Genomic DNA, 18387 nt, shown 5'->3' on the forward strand with positions numbered 1-18387 from the left:
TCAGACAAGGATTCCGTCCTGTACGGTTATGATCCGGCTGCTGCTTTTGGCTGCTTCGGGCGAATGGGTCACCATAAGGATCGTCTGCCCGCTTCTGCGGTTGATATCACGAAGCAGGTCCATGATTTCCGCTCCGGTTTTGCTGTCCAGATTTCCTGTGGGTTCATCCGCAAAGAGGATTTCAGGGTTTCCGATCAAAGCGCGGGCGATGGCCACACGCTGCTGCTGGCCTCCGGATAATTCCCGGGGCGTATGCCTGCGCCGGTCCGTCAGACCTGTGACCTCCAGAATCCGGGAGAGCTGTTCTTGGTGATTCGCTGTCTTTTGGCCGTCCAGAAGCAGGGGGAGCATAATGTTCTCTTCCACATTCAGATTGGGGATGAGATTGTAGAACTGAAAGACAAATCCAATTTTCCGCCTTCGTATCCGGCTCATCTTTTCATCATCAAAGCCTGAAATATCGGTTCCGTTCAGATATACATGGCCGCTGGTAGGCGTGTCCAGCCCGCCGAGAATATAGAGCAGTGTGCTTTTCCCGGAACCGGATGGTCCCATAATGGAAACAAATTCACCGCGTGTCACCTGCAGGGAAATATCTCTCAGCACTTTTGTGACCGCATTTCCCATGGGAAATTCTTTTATGAGATGTCTGCCCTCAATGGCAGTTTCGCTGACTGTATGTTTCATGTTATATCCTCCCGTTAATATATTATTCACTTTTGATCTCCTCCACCAGTTTCATCTGCCTGCTTTTGACGATGGGCACAACTGAGCCCAGCAGTGTGATTACAATTCCCATTGCTGCGGAAAAAAAGAAAGTGACGGCATTTAGTCTGGGAACCATTGAGATTTTGGGTCCGGCTACCAAAAAGATGGTTTGTATTTCAAGATAAGAGACAAAGACAGCTATGGCAGCACCGATCAGCCCGGAAGAAAAGCCTTCTGTCAGTGTCATTTTTATATTCTGGCGGCTGCTTAACCCTACAGATTTATACATGGCAGTAATTCGCCGCTTTTGGATATAGTTGATCAGCAGATTATTGATGATACCTACGGCGGCCAGCAGTAAAATAAAATAAGTCATGCTGTGCATGGGCTGTAAGAAGGTGCCCACAGTGGAAAGGGCGTCGGTGTTGAATTCCTCCACCGTACGGCTCCAGTTTGCCGTTTCACCAAACAGACTGCGGATCTGTACCATGACTGCATCCGGGTCAGCGGCAGTGTAGGCGAGAAAGTCATATGCCTGAGCTCCAAAATCCGAAACTGCGCAGGCAGAGGGAATGACTGCCTCCGCATCGGTAGCCCTTGATTTGAAACTGCCGATCACCAGATAATGATACCGGTTCGTGCCGTTTGACAGAACAAGGGTATCTCCCTTTGAAAATCCGGTCTGCTTCATACAGTCTTCGCTGAGAAGGATGACGCGTTCAGACCCAAAAGCAGCGGCAGCCCGGGACTGCTCTGTATTTTTCGTATAATGGATGGCAAGCATGGAGCTGTACAGGTCCAGGTCATCCGCCGCCTCTACACGTCCCAGGGCGATACCTTCTGCCTGCAGCCGGTTATCCAGGATATGGAGCGGGAGCACTTTTTCAACCCCATCCATCCCTTTTACCTGTTCTACAAATGCCGGTTCCATATGCCCGTCAGCAAATCCCTGAAGTTCGGCGCCCCTGAATACATCGCTGACGTAAGTGGTTACAAAATCCCCCACAACGGATATGGCAATCACAGCGGAAATGCTGATGAACAGAAGTGTGATATTTTGTATCACATTTTTATTGCCGCGCATATTGCGGGCAGCCAGTTTCCCTTCGTTTCCCAGAATGATTCCGTAAATACGCTCCAAAACCACGGCAGTCCGATCTGTGAGCAGGGGTACAAGGATAATGGCAGCCGCGATCAGTCCCAGAAGGGATATGCCTCCCATGAGGTACAGCATATCTCCGGAGACAGTCCTTGGAAGGATGACAGAGAACAGGAATAACAGGATGCCGGCCGCGGCAGTCAGGCGTCCGGATATCTGCTTTTCCTCCGTAATACCCAGAACCACTTCTTTTACAGGCAGGCGGCTTGTCCGGTGTATGGGCAGCCACGCAGATAAAAGAGAGGCGCTTACAGCCACAGCAAATGAGAAAATAACGCTGAAAGGGGTGATGACAGCCGGAATCTCAATGCCTTGTGAGAGGGAGCAGCTCATGCCCTGCAGAATGCATTTCAGGACCAGTATCCCTGTCGGAATGCCGAGCAGTCCGCCGATACATCCGTACAGGCTGCTTTCCAGCATGAGAATGCCTGTGAGGGTTTTTTTGGCTGCCCCGATGCTGCGGAAGGTTCCGATTATGGGGAGCCGTTCCAGGGTTATCACTTTGTAGCTGCTGTAAATGATGAATATACTCATGGTCAGCGAGAAAAAGCTGATGAGGAAAAAGGGCATGGACTTTTGCCGTGCATCGGCGGTTACCTGGTCTTCGCTGAACGTTTCGGTTATCCGGTATGTTTCAGCCGGCAGGGCTGTTTCCAGATCTTTTTTCAAAGTCTCTGCGGAAACTCCCTGGGAGGGCTTAATGAGAATCTCGCTGTATCCGTCTGTATAACCCAGGAGGCTGTGCAGAAAGGAGAGGGGAAGCAGCGCGGTGGCCCCTCTTGTATGCCGCAGGAAGAAGGTGTCATAGGCGGCAATCTCAGCTACATCCAGTTTTATGGATTCCCCGTTTATCTGCAGGGTTATGGCATCTCCTTTTTGAATGCCGTATTTTGAGGTGAATCGGTCCGGCAGAATGATTCGGCTGCCGGAGAAATCCGAGATATCTTTCCCGTCAGCGAGCCGCGGGGGATTGATCTTTTTAAGTTCTGAAAGCTCGGCGGCTGCCAGGTCAATGGTCTCGTAATAACCGTTTTCGTGGTACAGAGCACTGCCCTTTAGTATACCGGCTTTCGCGTCAATGGACAAAAGATCGGGAATCTCATCGGTATGGATGAGACCTTCTTTTGCGGACACGGAAACCGCCGCGCTTCCCGCCATTCCCCGTGCCATTTTTTGCTGGGCACTTTCATAGGAAGCGCCAATGGAGAAGGAGACAAACAGCAGAGTGGACGACAGGAGTATGGACAGGATCATAACGCCTGTCCTCATCTTTTTTTCTTTCACATTTGTCAGAATGTATTTTATAATAATCTTCAAGATACACCTACTTTCTGCCGGAGGAATCCTTTGATTCCTTCAGGGCGTTTAGAATTGTTGTATGTAGTTTCCAGATGCATACGGCGGTCTTTTTCCATTTCACTTTCTCACCTCCCGGTATTAAAGAAAAAGGCTGACAGTTATCATAGATACATGATAAACTGTCAACCTTAACGGGAGTTGCAGATAACCTTAATTAACCTTAATGCAGAGGAAATGCGATCGTAAATACAGTTCCCGTGCCGGGAGAACTGGAGACGGAAATCCTTCCGCCGTGGAGTTCCACAATATCTTTTGCTATGGCAAGACCAAGCCCGGTTCCTTCTCTTTTCTGTTCTGTGGAGGTTCCACGGTAATACCGCCGGAAGATCTGTTTCGTTTCCGCGGCGGTCATCCCTTTTCCGTTGTCACTTACGGTTATCTGCAGGGTGGAATCGGGGACAGAGACGGAAATGGCAGCTTCCGTATCCGATGTTCCGTGGGCAAAAGCATTGAGAATCAGGTTTTGGAATGCTCTTGTGAAAAGTGTCCGGTCAAAGGAATAGGGAATCGTCTCTGCGGCAGCTTCAAAGCGGATCGTGCGCTGTTCATATTCCGGGGAGTTGAGAAGATCGATCACCAGTTCTTTTAAAAAGCGCACAATATTTTCTTCCCGGGGGTCCATGGGAACCATATTGTTTGTCAGCTGATAAGTGAGCTTCAGGTCATTGATCAGTGTTTCCATGTAGGCGGAGTTTTTCAATATGATGTCTGCATACTGCCTGCACTGTTCTTGGTTTATACTGCCGGAGTCCAGAAGCAGTTCCGCGTAACCTTTTATCGGTGAGAGGGGTGTTTTCAAATCATGGGTGATATTGGCGATCCATTCCTCCCTCATCCGGTCCGTTTCAGCCTGCAGGCGGTCGCTTTCCCTGATTTCTTGGTCCATCTGGTTCAGACTGTCATAAATCTCGAAAAAAGTTCCCTTTCCCTGAACGGGAAGATAGCTGCGCGCAGCGATCTCCCGGATGGAGTCAGTGAGCTGCTTCACGGCCTCAGCGGTCCGAAAGCCGTAGAGCATGCCGGATATAGAGAGGACGAGAAAGAGTATGGCTGTCACCGGCAGGATCACAGCCTTACCGGCAGTAAAATGCTCTCCGTTCAAATACATGGTGACTTTGGAAACTTTCACAGGAAAGAAAAGGATGTAACTGTATTCTCTGTCCTTAAGTGACAGGGTTTTTATAACTGCTGTAAGGCTGCTGCTTTTGAGCCTGCCTGTTTTGGAGATGGAAAGCAGGCTTGCAGCAGAGTAGGATTGCTCAGCCTGACTCGGTTTTTGATAATGAAAAAGCTCAAAACCGGTGGAGTCGAGAATCTGAATGCCGATTTCATTTTCCCGAAGAAGTTCCAAGCCGTTTTGCTTAACCCCGGGGCCATCCTCTTTAAAAATGATCTGCTCCTGGAAGCTGTCGGAAAACTTCACGGGCCAGTCACTCCGCACAAAGGTACCGTCGGGTTTTCGTAAGGTGATAAGCCAGCAGATGAGCGCTGCCGCTGCAAGAAGGGTTCCCAGCAGAGACAGGAAAAAAATGAGATACATATGAAACATGGTGCGGCATCCTGATTTTTTCATCTAATCAGTCCTTTTCCTGAGCTTGTATCCCAGGCCTTTCACTGTGATCAGTTGTCTGGGTCTGGAAGGGGCATCCTCTATTTTTTCCCGCAGATGGCGGATGTGTACCATAATGGTATTGTCACAGATGCTGCTGTACTCCCCCCATACCTGTTCATAGAGACGCTCTTTGCTGATGATTTTATCCGTATTTTCCATAAAATAGGCGAGGAGAAGAAATTCCCTTCCTGTCAAGGGGAGCTCCGCACCGGATTTGTATGCCCGTCCGCTCTCCCTGTCAATGGTAAGAGGACCCGCACTCAGAACAGCGGTGCTGCAGGAGAGACCGGCCGCATATTTCTGCCGGCGCAGCTGAGCCTTGATTCGGAAAACCACTTCCCGGGGACTGAAGGGCTTGGTGATATAGTCATCACCGCCGCAGGAGAGCCCTAATATTTTATCAATTTCATCGTTCTTTGAGGAGAGGAACAGGATGGAACAATAAGAGAATTCCCGGATCTTCCTGCAAACCTCCAGTCCGTCAAGGTCCGGAAGCATAATGTCCAGAATCATCACATCGGGCTGAAATTCCCGGCAGACTGCCAGCGCATCCATTCCGGTACAGGCCTTCCGGATGTTTCGGAAACCGTCCTGTATCAACACCTCTTCCAGCAAATCAGCGATATCTTTTTCGTCATCTACCAATAGGATCTTTTCGTCCATAATTTCCACCTGTTCTTTCTGCGTAGGGATTTGTGCTGCTGTTATGCAATATTATATTTCGTAAATGAAAAAGATACAAGACTAAAGATGCGCGGAATGCAAGACCTGTGGATCAAGCAGAAATTATGCCATAAATCAGGGTATCCGAAGCAGCACGTCTCACGGACTTTCCATGATATAAGTCCGTTTATATCGCGGTGGAATGTCAGGAGAGACTGGATATGAGCTGTTTGGAGACAGCGCGGACGGTTCTGTCATCTGGCATGAGGTGGCAGAAGCAGGAAAAGAATTTGGTCTTCGCCAGCTGGGAATGCGCAGTCTGATGCTGAATCATCTGCAGGCGTATTTTCCGACTATCTGGGTAGATTTTATTCCGGCGGTTGTTCCTGGCGCAGAAGCACTCCATCGCTCTCCTGTGGACTTTGGCTGGGAACATCTGGTGGATAAAACCCGGGATTTTCCGGGTAAGGATGCTGTTTTAGAGGAAGCGGCTGATCCGAAAACAAAATGTGTGACCCTGGAATGGAATACAGAGGACTGTATAACTATCTTCACATCTCTTTTTGATGAAGACGAGGAACCTTTTGAACAGATGGGGCTGCCGGTAAATACCTCTGATTTTTCAAGTGCAATCCCTCAGTTTATTCCGGCATTTAATAAGAAACATGAAATGATAGGTCTTGTATCCAACCGGGGATACAGCTGCCAGTTCAGAAAGGTAATCTCCTTGGCAGACCTTGACATCCGTTATACTCAGGAAGGAACCGAAGTTTATGTACTGTACGGTTCTGAGGGCTGCCGGCAGATGATGGTCCGCGCAGTAGTTACCCGCACACCGTACAAAAAGGATAATCGAAAATAAAGAATGCAGGATGGGACAGAAAGGCGGATGGTTTGCATCCGCCTTATATGATTTGTAAATGATCAGAGCCCCGTTACTTTTTCCGTCTTTTGCCAGCTTAAGAATCAGCTATGTATCCATCTCAGAACGAATTCCCCAATCGTCATAACCAATAGAGTCTATGCACACTGTTACTGCACATGACTTAACCCGGCATGCCATGCTGGGTTTTTAGGGGCTTTTTGCTTTATATCTGCAGAACCATTTCTGCCGGAGCGCCTCATGAACTTGCAGGAGAAAAGCAGAGCATAAAGAAGCCCATAGTATTTCCTACCCCGTTTTGGTATAATAAATACACTTACATAAAACTAGTTCAGTTAGCTGAACAGTCAGATAATACCAATGAAATATGAAAGTGAGAGCAGAGAAATGATAGATCTGTATTACGCGGAAGATGACGAGACTGTTGCACAGGCGGTAAAAGAATATCTTGAGCAGGAAAACTTCCGGGTAACGGTTTTTTCCATGCTTGCGGGCATGAAACAGGCATTGAGAAGCAGGCAGCCGGACCTGGTCCTTTTAGACTGGAACATGCCGGATGGGCAGGGGAGCGAACTGTGCGGCTGGCTCCGCGCGAGATGGCCCTGGCTGCCTGTGATCTTCCTGACTGTCCGCGGCGATTCCCATGACGTGGTTGGCGGATTTCAAAAAGGTGCCGATGATTATGTTGTCAAACCCTTTGAACTGGAGGTGCTGCACTCGCGTATCCTTGCTTTGCTGCGCCGTACAGGCCAGGTGAAAGTGAACTGTTATCATTGCGATTCCCTGACACTGGATATGGATAAGATGTCTGTTTTCTGTGATGGCGAGGAACTTGTTTTAAGCCAGCCGGAATACCAGATTCTTCTTCTTTTGATGGAAAACAAAGGAAAGACCGTAACAAGGAAACAGCTTCTGGAAAAAGTATGGGACAGCAACGGTAATTATGTGAATGATAACACACTGACGGTGACCATAAAACGCTTACGGGCAAAATTGCATCAGCCTGCATGTCTGAAAACCATAAGGAGTTTTGGCTACCGTATGGAGGATACGCTATGACACAACAAAAGAAACAGATGCTGATGACCATACTCCCCATAGTGGTCTGCGCAGCAGGAATCCTGTTTTTGAACAATATGTGGCAGTGCCGGTATGAGAGGGATTCTTACAGGGGTATTTCAGCGCTTTGTCAGACCATACTGGAAAATGACCCGGGAGCAGAAGAACTTTTACTTTCTTCTCTGAAAGAATATCAGTCACAGGAAGAGTGGAAAACCGGCAGAAATGTATTCCTGGAGCAGTTCGGATACACGGAGGAGGATTTTTCCGGCAGTAAAGGCTGCGGTGTATTATTTGCAGTCAATGCTGCTGTTTTAATATCGGCAGCATTTTTTCTGTCCTCCCGGTCTGCAAAAAAGCACATTGAGGTGAGGGTATCCGGGCTTACGAAATATCTGGAACAGGTTAATGCGGGAAAAACAGGGACCATTGTTCAAACTATAGAAGATGAATTTTCTCATCTGCAGGATGAAATTTATAAAACCGTCACCAGCTTGTATGTGACAAGAGAAAATGCATTAAAAGCAAAAGAACGTTTTGCGGATAATCTGGCCAACATTGCTCATCAGCTTAAAACACCGCTTACAGCGGCACTTCTATCCCTGCAGCTGATGGAGAAAACAGCTCCGAATACTTATACAAAACCTATCAAGAATCAGTTAGAGCGTCTGAACCGGCTGGAAGAATCCCTGCTGACTCTGTCTAAGATTGATTCCGGGGCACTGCTGCTGGAGCATTCACCTGTGGATGTTTACACTGTACTGAATCTGGCTGTCGAAAATCTGGAAGAGCTGATGCGCAGGGAAAAGGTCATGGCAGACATTCCGGACAAAGGATGCGTGGAATTTCAGGGGGATATGGAATGGACCATGGAGGCTTTGATGAATCTGATAAAAAACTGTGCGGAGCATTCTCCAGAGGAAGGCAGGATTCACTGTGATTATTCCCAAAATCCACTTTATACGGAAATTTTAATCTGGGATGAGGGGCAGGGGTTTGCCCCGGAAGATATTCCCCATCTTTTTGAACGGTTTTACCGGGGGAAGAGAGCCGTTAAGGGCGGAATCGGAATCGGGCTTGCGCTCGCCTGCTCTTTATTTGAACTGCAGGGCGGCACCCTTTCGGCCAGAAATCTGCCGGCAGGAGGCGCTTGTTTTGAAATCCGGTTTTACAGTCACTGAGATGTCATCTTTCTTTGTTATAATATAGCTGCGGGGCAATACAACTGCTTTCCCGCAGTTCGCAGACATATTTTACAGAAGGGAGAGATGAACTTTGGAAGTGTTAAATTGTATTGGAGTAAGGAAAATATACGGCAAAGGCAGCAGTCAGACAGCGGCTCTTAACGGGATTGATCTGTCAGTGGAAAAAGGAGAATTCGCAGCTATCGTGGGGGCCTCCGGTTCCGGAAAATCCACTCTGCTGCATATTCTTGGCAGTGTGGACCGGCCCACAGAAGGGAAGGTCATTGTGGAGGGAACGGATATCTCTTCCATGAATCCCACGCAGGCCGCCATTTTCCGGCGGAGAAAAGTGGGGCTGGTCTATCAGTTTTATAATCTGATTCCAACGCTTACGGTCGAAAAGAATATTCTTATGCCGCTTTTGCTGGATAAAAGAACTATGGACAGGGAGTATTTTAAACAGGTCATTACCTCACTGGGGATTCAGGACAAACTGGATGCCCTGCCCAGCCAGCTGTCCGGCGGGCAGCAGCAGAGAACGGCCATAGCGAGGGCGTTGATTTACCGTCCGGCTATCCTTTTAGCTGATGAACCAACCGGAAGTCTGGATCGGAAAAACTCCAGGGAGATTATTGATCTGCTGAAATTATCCAACCGGAATCTGGAACAGACGATTCTGTTGATTACCCATGATGAAAAAATAGCACTGGAAGCAGACCGTATCATTGCCATTGAAGATGGCCGCATTGTCAGCGACCGGAAGCGGGGGTAAAAGGTTATGTGGAAAGAATATTCCAGGAGTTACATAAAAAACAACCGGTCATCCGGTATCTCCGTTATGGTGGCTGCTTTTATATCCGCGTTGTTTCTGTCACTGCTCTGCAGCCTGTTTTATAACCTTTGGAAATATGAGGTCGAGAGGATTCAGATAGAGGAAGGAAGCTGGCAGGGGCGTATAGAAGGGAGTTTCGATGAGGATACGCTGGCTGCTGTGAAGAATTTTCCCAATATAGAAAAAGTGGTCATAAATCAGGAAGGGATAGAAGGGGAGAAGGCTGCAGTTGATCTTTATTTTGAAGATATGGGAACGATTCTTGAAGATCTTCCCAAAATCGCCAAATTAGCAGAGGTACCGCCGGAGGCAGTTTCCTGCCATCATTCCCTTTTGGCCATGTATCTCATTCGGGACCCGCAGGATACTGCTCCCAGACTGATCTTTCCGCTTTTTCTGGCGATAACCGCTATGGCCTGTATATCTCTGGTCATGATCATACACAATTCCTTCGCTGTGACTATGAATGCCAGGGTGCATCAGTTTGGCATATTTTCCAGTATAGGAGCTACACCGGGACAGATTCGGACCTGTCTGCTGCAGGAGGCTGCCGCATTGTGTGCAGTACCGGTAGTGTCCGGTAATTTACTGGGTATTATGATTGCAATGGGGCTATTGAAACTGGCAAATATCATGGCGGGAAATCTGGCAGAAGGACGTCATGAAGCAGAATGGGGATATCATCCTCTGGTATTTATATGTACATTTACTGTTACTGTTTTTACTGTCTGGCTCTCGGCCTGGTATCCTGCAAGAAAACTGAGCCGGCTGACACCACTGGAAGCCATCAAAAATACCGGTGAACTTCCTCTGTACAAGCGGAAGAATTCACGATTATTGTCTTTTTTCTTCGGGTTGGAGGGCGAACTTGCCTCCAATGCGCTGAAGGCACAGAAAAAAGCATGGCGTACTGCTACTTTATCTTTGACCTTTTCTTTTATGGCTTTTACGTTAATGCAGTGTTTCTTTACCCTTACTGATATCAGCACGCGAATGACGTATTTTGAAAAATACCAGAATGTCTGGGATGTGATGGTCACGGTAAAGGATACAGAGATGGATACATTTGGCGGGACAAAACAAATGCAGGAGCTTTTGGATGTGAGAAGCTGTACCGTATACCAGAAAGCGGAAGCAAAACGGTTGATCACAGAGGAAGAAATAAGCGGGCAGTTCCGTGCAGCGGGCGGTTTTGAAAACGCAGATCAGACCTTTGTGTCAGATACAGACAGCGGATGGATGATCCATGCGCCTGTGGTCATATTAGATGATGCCAGTTTTCTTTCGTATTGTGAACAGATTGGTGCAGAACCAAGACTGGATGGCGCTGTGATCCTGAATCGGATCCGGGACAGCAGGAATCCCAATTTCCGCGATCCTGATTACATTCCGTACCTGAAAGAAGACCGGGGAATTACTGTCCTGAGAAGTACAGCAGATGATAAGATGGCAGCAAAGATCCCTGTGATCACCTATACACAGGAGGTTCCGGTTCTGCGGGAGGAGTACGGTACATTGGATTATTATGAACTGGTACATTTCCTGCCGGTTTCCCTGTGGAAGCAGATAAAAACGCCGATTGGCGGAGCAGAGGAAGATTTTTATATCCGGGTACTTGCCGGGGAAAATGCGGCGATGGATGAACTGGACAGATTGGAAAAGGAGGTCACCCGGCTTGTGGGCAGCGGATATACAATAGTAAGCGAAAACCGCATACAGGAAAAGCTTTCCGATGATAAGATGAAAGATGGCATGATGTTGATCTTTGGCGGCTTTTGTGTACTGCTTGCTTTCATTGGAATCGGCAATGTGTTTTCCAATACGCTGGGGTTTGTGCGCCAGCGAAGACGGGAATTTGCCCGTTATATGTCCGTGGGGCTGACACCCGGAGGGATAAAAAAGATGTTCTGTGTTGAGGCTCTGATCATTGCCGGACGCCCGGTATTGGTGACCCTGCCTCTTACCATCCTTCTGGCTGCGCTTATGCTGAAGGCAAGTTACCTGGAGCCCATGATTTTTATAAGAGAAGCTCCATTCATACCTGTGCTGGCATTTATAATCGCTGTTTTTGCTTTTGTGGCGCTGGCTTATTATATTGGCGGGAAAAAAGTTCTGAGGTATAAGCTGGCTGATATTTTGCGGGACGATACCATGAACTGAACCGGCAGAGTGTTCACATGATCCCTGTCAGGGTTCCCTCTCGAATCCTGTCAGTCCAGGGAAGACAGCAGGAGTTTTCAGCTGATACCCACCGAAAAAGCGGTGGATTTGGCAGAATACACCTATATGGAGTATTATAAAACAATGGAGAGCATCGCTGTTATTATCAAAATAGCAGCGGTGCTCATTTTATTATCCGCTGGATAAACTCATCCATTGTAACTTCCCTGCCATTATCATATAATGTTAACACAGATATAAGCAGAATGACGACTACATACAGCAAAGGAAGGGCGGAAAACATATGAAAAAATCATTCAGGGGACTGCAGAAATACCGTATAAGATTAAAAATATTTATACTGTTCTTGATATTTGTTGTGATACCATATATTGTTTTGATTTTTGCTACATACAAAGTGTTTCAGGACTATGCGGGGGACAATTTCGGAAGCAGTATGCAGGAGACCATGATTTCCGTATCCAATCAGGTTTCCTCCTCTTTGAAGACATATGAAGACAGTACCATGTCTCTGTATCACAATGGAAGTATCGACCAGCTGGAGTCAGGAAATGCAGACAGGGATTTTATCGAACATTCCCTTGCGGCCTGTTGTTATTCCTACAGTGGTATTAAGGCAGCCTATCTGTCCAGTGGGGACGAGATATATTTCAGCGGAACCAAAGTGTATAAAAATCTGACAGATATCATGAAGAAATACAGCCGGGATATTTCGGAAGGCGGCGGGAAATACATGTGGTTTACATCAAATGAACTGTACGGCAAGGCCAGTACAAGACAATATATCCTTGCCAGGTCTTTAAACGGAAAGGAAGAGAAGAATATAGGTATCTTGTACTATATCATCAGTGACCAGATGATTAGAAGGGCATTTGACCGTCTGCAGATGGAGGATAATACAAAATATATGCTGGATGCGGATGGTACGGTTTTGTACAGTTCAGATAAGTCTGCAGTGAATCAGATAATGCAGACAGAAATTTTGGATTCAAAAAATAAGAATGGATATCAGATAACCGATGACGGCAGTGGAAAAAACGTGGAAGCTTACAGCAGAATGGAGAAGACAGGATGGGTTTTTATGGGGAGCGCCTCCATGGCATCTATGATGCGCTCCATGCAGCCATTGAAACAGGTGGTGGTGGTTATTTCCATTGTTTACTGTCTTTTTCTCATTTTGGTATTTTACACATTTCAAAGGTATTTTTTGAAACCGATCAGCGAACTGAAGTATGCGATGGATCAGTTTGCCAAGGGAAACAGAGAGGTACAGATGGGGGAAATAAGCAGCGGGGAGCTGAAAAGCCTGTCCGGTCATTTTAACAGTATGACAAAAAGGATCAATGAACTTATTCTGAACAATGAAAAAGAAGTAAACGAAAAAAATAATTTTAAAATGCAGGCTCTGGTAGCCCAGTTACAGCCTCATTTTCTGTATAATGCTCTGAACACCATCAAGTGGATGGCAGTGATCAATAAACAGGAAAATATCAGGAATCTGACGGAAGCCCTGATCTATATTCTGATGAATGCTGCGAAAAGTGATAAAGAGAATTATACTTTGAAAGAAGAGATAGAACTGATCAAGCGTTATGCTGTGATTCAGAAAGCCAGATTTATGAATTTTGAGATGGATTTTAACATTGAGGAGCAGGCGCTTTCGTGTCGAATCTTCAGATTTCTTATACAGCCAGTGGTGGAGAACGCTATCATACACGGGTTTAAACGTGGAATGACCCGGGGAGGGAAAATATCAGTATGTGCGTGGGTAGAGGGAGAAATCCTGAAGATCAGGGTTTCGGATAACGGATGCGGGTTCGATATGACAGAATGGAAAAACAGAGGCGCAGTGAGAGAAAACCACACCAATATCGGTCTTACTAATATCGAACAGATTATCAGTTTGGAATATGGCGGGGAATACGGAATGGAGATTACCAGTGAGCCGGAAAGAGGAACTGTGGTGGAATATAGACTTCCGGCAAAAGGAGAGGAGAGCAAATGATTCGTGTAATTATCGTGGAAGATGAAATTTTGTCCAGAATAGGGATTCAGTCTCTTCTGGAGGAACAAAAGGATATAGAAGTTGCCGGGACATTCGGATTTGCAAAGGATGCTCTTGAATATCTAAAAACCAATCTGGTGGATATTGTCATTACAGATATAGAGATGCCGGAGATGAATGGTCTTGAATTCATCCGTGAGATCAGGAAACAGGAACTGGCTGACGGAATTATTATTTTAAGCTGTTATGACAAATTTGAATATGCCAGGGAAGCCATCGCACTGGGGACAGATAACTATATTTTAAAGCAGGACATCAATGAAGAAAACTTAATGAAAGCTATCTGTGAGGTCAGGGAAAAAATATCCGGCAGGACAGGAGAACGGAGGAGGCTGCACAGTCTGGATGAAATACCGGCTGATGAAACAGACATAAAAGCAGTAGGCGTCATCAGATTAGAGCAGGATCATGTAGATGAAAAGATGATTCTGCATCTTTTAGATGGAATCATCAGCAGATATCACATGGGTTCCCTGATAGACTCCTATAACAGAAATCCCTTTATTGTTTTCAGGCTGCCGGCGTCCGTTCCAAAAGAGGAAAGGAAACGTATACTGGGTGATTATATAGAAGAAATTCAAAAAAATATACTTCAGTATACAAATAAACATCTTCTAATGGGAATCAGCAGAGAATTCAGGGATATGCAGGGAATCCCCGCAGGATATCAGGAAGCTGATGAGGCGGTGGAGATGAGATTTTATCATGAATCTATATCTGTATATTACAGCGAAGATATCTGCTGGTCCCGGGAGACACCGGAGTTTATGTTCAGCACCAAATCCTTTATGGAAAAATCCGGCCTGGAGATATTTGAAAAAGAACTAAACCAATTTTTAAGTACATGCAGAAGGAAGCAGATATGGGTGAAGACAGCCAGGGATGCGCTGAGTCAGGCCGTGAGCATTTTTGTCTACAGTATTTTGAAGGAATATCTGTATGATATGGCGATTGTCAGGAGATGGAGCGGAAAATACCCCTTTGTAGATGCGGTCACGACATCTGCATCGTGTACAGAAGTGAATAGAAAAGTTCAGGAACTGATCGGGCAGTTCAAAGAGGCGCTCACAGAGATTTTTGAAGAAGATGATTTTGGCAGGATACTTTCCTATATTGACAAAAATATCAGCACAGGTCTTCCCCTGGAGGAACTTGCTGAGCTGGGAAATATGAGTATCTCAGCGTTCTGCAGAAAATTTAAGGATAGAATGGGTGTGACCCCGGTACAGTATATCAACCAGAAGCGGATAGAGAAGGTAAAAGAAATGATAAAAAAATCCGGCTGTACTTTAGGTGAAATTGCTGCAGCCGCAGGCTTTTCCAATGAAAATTATATGGTGCGGGTCTTCAAAAAAATCACCGGAAAGACCATAACAGACTACCGCAGGGATATGGGAAACGTAAAATTTTGAATCAGGAAAGCAGATTTTGAACCAATAGGTGAAAGCGGTATAAATATTTGAATCAGACGGGGAAGATAGTTGATGGTTCTCTGCGTGATATTTTCCTATAATTATCGTAGATGAAAACAAAGGAAAAGTTTAAGGAGGTAAATTATGAACTGGAAAAAAACAGTATCATTCATCTGCGCAGTATCTGTGATGGGGGTTTCCCTGGCTGGGTGTGGTGACAATTCACAGAGTACAAAAGGAAAAGGAAATGCCGATGGTGAATCAAAAGAAAACGATGGCGGGGTGTCAGGTACCCTGACAATCTGGGAACATGGCTACGGTTTTGAGGCCAGCCTTCAGCAGATTATTGAGGGATTTCAGAAAAAGTACCAGGACGTGGAAGTGGAGTATGAAATCAAGGACGGGGACAACTATTACAGTCTTCTGTCAACCGCAATTCAGTCAGGGGAAGGGCCGGACATTTTCTGGACAAACGGAACTGCTACGGCAAATATGAAAGATTATGTATCAAACGAAGTGTGTATGGATTTAACGGATAAGGTAGATTACAGTCTTTTTGGTGAAGATGCAATGAAACTGACTGAGGTAGATGGAAAAAATTATTCAGTACCGTGGCTTACTATGGATACCAGAGCTGTATATTACAACAAGGATATATTCGAGGAAAACGGCTGGGAAGTACCGGAGAAATTCAGTGAATTTGAAGAATTGCTGGAAAAGATCAAAAAGGCCGGGTATACTCCCATATCCTTGTCAGGGGTAAATGTCTATTCCCTGCTGTTTACTTTTGAACCGATTCTCTCTGCAATGGATGTGGAATATACCAAGGGGCTGTCAGACTATTCTGTAAAAGCCACGGACAAGCCTGCAGCGGATGCATTAAATAAAATGCTGGAATGGGCAGACAAGGGATATTTCGGAGATAACTGGCTGGGTGTTGCAGACAATAATGCCCAGACACTGGCGTTTACTTCCGGAGAGGCCGTGATGGATATTGCAGGTTCCTGGGAAGCGGCAACGATCAGTGAAAATAATCCGGATCTGAATTACGGGGCGTTTGAAATTCCATCAGAAGAAGGCATCAGAGGTATGGTAGGAACACCGGCAAATGGTTTTTCAGTCAATACTGCAACAGAAAATGAAGCGGCGGCTGTTGCGTTTATGAATTATTGTGCTTCTCTGGATGCCCAGACTGTCTGGGTCCAGTCTCAGGGGGCAGTGTCTGCCAGTGACGAGATTGAGGCTTCCACTGAAATTGCCAAAGAAATCTCAGAGAGTGGCGCAGGCAATATTTATACAAGCTGGCAGTCTGTTCTTGTAAACCACTCAACAGACGGCACGGCGGTGAGTCTCTGGGACGAGGATTTTACAAAAATTTTCTCAGGGGACATTACAGTAGAAGAATTCATGGACAACATAAGCAAAGTTATGCAGTAAAGGCTGTGCTGCCGGTCCTCAAAAGAGAACCGGCAGTATTTTTAAGGAGACGGATGTATGAATAAAAGACATAAACAGGTTAAATTTATCCTGCCCGGGTTTATTTTTTATACCTGCTTTATTATCCTGCCGATTATCTATGTGTTTTATCTGAGTTTTTTCCAGTGGTCAGGGTTGGGCGAAATGAAGTTTAATGGGATTCAGAATTTTGTCACCATCTTTACGGATGAGAGATTTTCACCGGTGTTTTTTAATGCGTTATGGAACAATATAAAATATCTGCTCTGTGTTTGGCTTATTATCACGCCTTTTCAGTATTTGATGGCATATCTGTTTTTTATCAAAATTCCGGCTTACAAGTACCTGAAATTTATGATATTCATGCCATATGTCATCAGTACAACGATCATAAGCTTTTTTGCAACTCTGATTTTTAACCCCAATATAGGTTTCCTGAATAAATTCCTTGAGGCGGTTGGTCTTGAGCATCTGCAGGGAGCATGGTTCGGAGATCCGAACTGGGCCTTCAAACTGATGATCTTATTGATCCTATGGCAGGGAGCCGGTTCGGGAGTTATGATATTTTACTCGAATTTTATGGATATCTCCAAAGATGTCATGGAAGCCAGCAGGATTGACGGTTGTACGGAATGGCAGCGGTTTACAAGGATTCTGGTTCCGCTTTCTCTGCCGTCCTGTGCGTCGGTCATCACTATGAGCACGATCTGGGCTCTGGCTCTCTTTGACCTGCCCTTCATTCTGGGCGGTGCAAAAGGCGGGGTCAGCGGCTCTCTTGATTTTGTGAATCTGGTATTTTACCGTTACACTTTTGGCAGTGCTTTGAATGGTAAGTCCGAAATTGGATTTGGAGCATCCATCTGTGTGGTGATGTTTGCTGTCATGCTGATCATCACGACAATTCAAAACAAAGTCCTTAAAAAGTTTGAATATGACAATTAGGAGAATGGATATGAAAAAGGAGAAAAATACAGAAATACTTTCGCCGGGCGCCAGGGTTGTCAGATGGGTCTTGTCCATTATTCTGATGATATATACCGGAATCACTATTTTTGCACTGTCTATTACAGTGATGGATTCCCTGAAATCAAAAGGGGATATTGTAACTAATTTTGTCGGATTTCCGAAACAATTGACTATGGAAAGTTATTTCCGGGTTCTGAAGGAAGCAAACCTGCTACTGTATCTGAAAAATAGTGTGGTGCTTACGGTAGGCGGCACTCTGGGCTGCATTTTGCTGGCGGGACTGACCGCTTATGGAATTTCCAGATTTGATTTTAAAGGAAAAAATTTTCTGAGCGGATATTTTCTGATGGGTATGATGGTGCCGGTACAGGTCAGTGTACTGCCTCTGTTTCTGATTTTGAAAAGAATCGGCCTTCTGAACAACATTTTTGGAATGATGTTAGTGTATGCTTCAGGTATTTCCATGGCCTGCTTTATTTTCCAGAAATTTTTCCACACGATTCCTGTGGCACTAGAAGAATCAGCGCGGATAGACGGAGCAGGGGACTTCCGTATTTTTTTTCAGATTATTGCGCCGTTATGTAAACCGGTCGTAATGACGGTTGCGTTGATCACAGCAATTTCTCAGTGGAACGATTTCTATATGCCCATGGTGCTTCTTGGGAAGAAGACTTCAAATACCCTCACATTAGTTATCTATCAGTATATCGGCCAGTTCACAAAATATATGAGTGAATCCATGGCAGCCGTAGTTATCACGTTGATTCCTGTCATTGTGCTGTATTTCCTGTTCTCATCTAAAATTGTGGAAGGTCTGACAGGAGGAGCCGTCAAAGGTTAGAGGAAAAT

The 18387-nt window shown here is 45.8% G+C and carries 13 protein-coding genes and 1 pseudogene; 10 read left to right on the forward strand and 4 right to left on the reverse strand.

Annotation, left to right across the window (positions count from 1 at the left end; genetic code table 11):
• The 4 genes from LC508_RS03965 to LC508_RS03980 form a co-directional block, all read right to left on the reverse strand.
• Window positions 1-687, reverse strand: coding sequence for an ABC transporter ATP-binding protein (locus tag LC508_RS03965; RefSeq protein ID WP_033139503.1), 687 nt, complete (start codon window positions 685-687; stop codon window positions 1-3).
• 22 nt (window positions 688-709) lie between these two features.
• A complete protein-coding gene (locus tag LC508_RS03970; protein WP_390555356.1) occupies window positions 710-3136 on the reverse strand; it encodes an ABC transporter permease in 2427 nt (808 codons plus the stop codon).
• A 250-nt stretch (window positions 3137-3386) separates the two neighbouring features.
• A complete protein-coding gene (locus LC508_RS03975) occupies window positions 3387-4799 on the reverse strand; it encodes a sensor histidine kinase (protein WP_103730987.1) in 1413 nt (470 codons plus the stop codon).
• The gene (locus tag LC508_RS03980) at window positions 4800-5501 is read right to left on the reverse strand and encodes a response regulator transcription factor (protein ID WP_054351336.1); all 702 of its coding nucleotides are present in this window, start codon (window positions 5499-5501) and stop codon (window positions 4800-4802) included.
• Between the two features lie 196 nt (window positions 5502-5697).
• Here LC508_RS03980 and LC508_RS03985 point away from each other — a divergent pair.
• The 10 genes and pseudogenes from LC508_RS03985 to LC508_RS04030 all read left to right on the forward strand — a co-directional run.
• Window positions 5698-6363: pseudogene (locus LC508_RS03985) on the forward strand (hypothetical protein); the annotation flags it as partial.
• Window positions 6364-6771: 408 nt separating this feature from the next.
• The gene (locus LC508_RS03990; protein ID WP_054351358.1) at window positions 6772-7443 is read left to right on the forward strand and encodes a response regulator transcription factor; all 672 of its coding nucleotides are present in this window, start codon (window positions 6772-6774) and stop codon (window positions 7441-7443) included.
• Entirely contained in the window at window positions 7440-8624 is a 1185-nt protein-coding gene (locus LC508_RS03995) for a sensor histidine kinase (protein ID WP_103730988.1), read from the forward strand. The genes LC508_RS03990 and LC508_RS03995 overlap by 4 nt, the downstream gene beginning before the upstream one ends.
• A 94-nt stretch (window positions 8625-8718) precedes the next feature.
• The gene (locus LC508_RS04000; protein ID WP_033139508.1) at window positions 8719-9399 is read left to right on the forward strand and encodes an ABC transporter ATP-binding protein; all 681 of its coding nucleotides are present in this window, start codon (window positions 8719-8721) and stop codon (window positions 9397-9399) included.
• 6 nt (window positions 9400-9405) lie between these two features.
• The gene (locus LC508_RS04005) at window positions 9406-11619 is read left to right on the forward strand and encodes an ABC transporter permease (protein ID WP_103730989.1); all 2214 of its coding nucleotides are present in this window, start codon (window positions 9406-9408) and stop codon (window positions 11617-11619) included.
• Window positions 11620-11923: 304 nt separating this feature from the next.
• Window positions 11924-13645: a cache domain-containing sensor histidine kinase gene (locus LC508_RS04010; RefSeq protein ID WP_118743535.1), complete on the forward strand. Its 1722-nt coding sequence runs from the start codon at window positions 11924-11926 to the stop codon at window positions 13643-13645.
• The gene (locus tag LC508_RS04015; RefSeq protein ID WP_103730991.1) at window positions 13642-15117 is read left to right on the forward strand and encodes a response regulator; all 1476 of its coding nucleotides are present in this window, start codon (window positions 13642-13644) and stop codon (window positions 15115-15117) included. Before LC508_RS04010 ends, LC508_RS04015 begins: the two co-directional genes overlap by 4 nt.
• Window positions 15118-15261: 144 nt before the next feature.
• On the forward strand, window positions 15262-16554 hold the full coding sequence (locus LC508_RS04020) for an ABC transporter substrate-binding protein (protein ID WP_033139512.1): 1293 nt from the start codon (window positions 15262-15264) through the stop codon (window positions 16552-16554).
• Window positions 16555-16611: 57 nt separating this feature from the next.
• Window positions 16612-17514 carry a carbohydrate ABC transporter permease gene (locus LC508_RS04025; protein WP_033139513.1) on the forward strand — a complete coding sequence of 301 codons (903 nt, stop codon included), beginning with the start codon at window positions 16612-16614 and terminating at the stop codon, window positions 17512-17514.
• A gap of 10 nt (window positions 17515-17524) precedes the next feature.
• Window positions 17525-18379 carry a carbohydrate ABC transporter permease gene (locus LC508_RS04030; RefSeq protein WP_033139514.1) on the forward strand — a complete coding sequence of 285 codons (855 nt, stop codon included), beginning with the start codon at window positions 17525-17527 and terminating at the stop codon, window positions 18377-18379.
• Window positions 18380-18387: the final 8 nt, after the last annotated feature.

The sequence above is a fragment of the Blautia parvula genome (assembly GCF_020215665.1).
Classification (GTDB): Bacteria; Bacillota; Clostridia; order Lachnospirales; family Lachnospiraceae; genus Blautia; species Blautia celeris.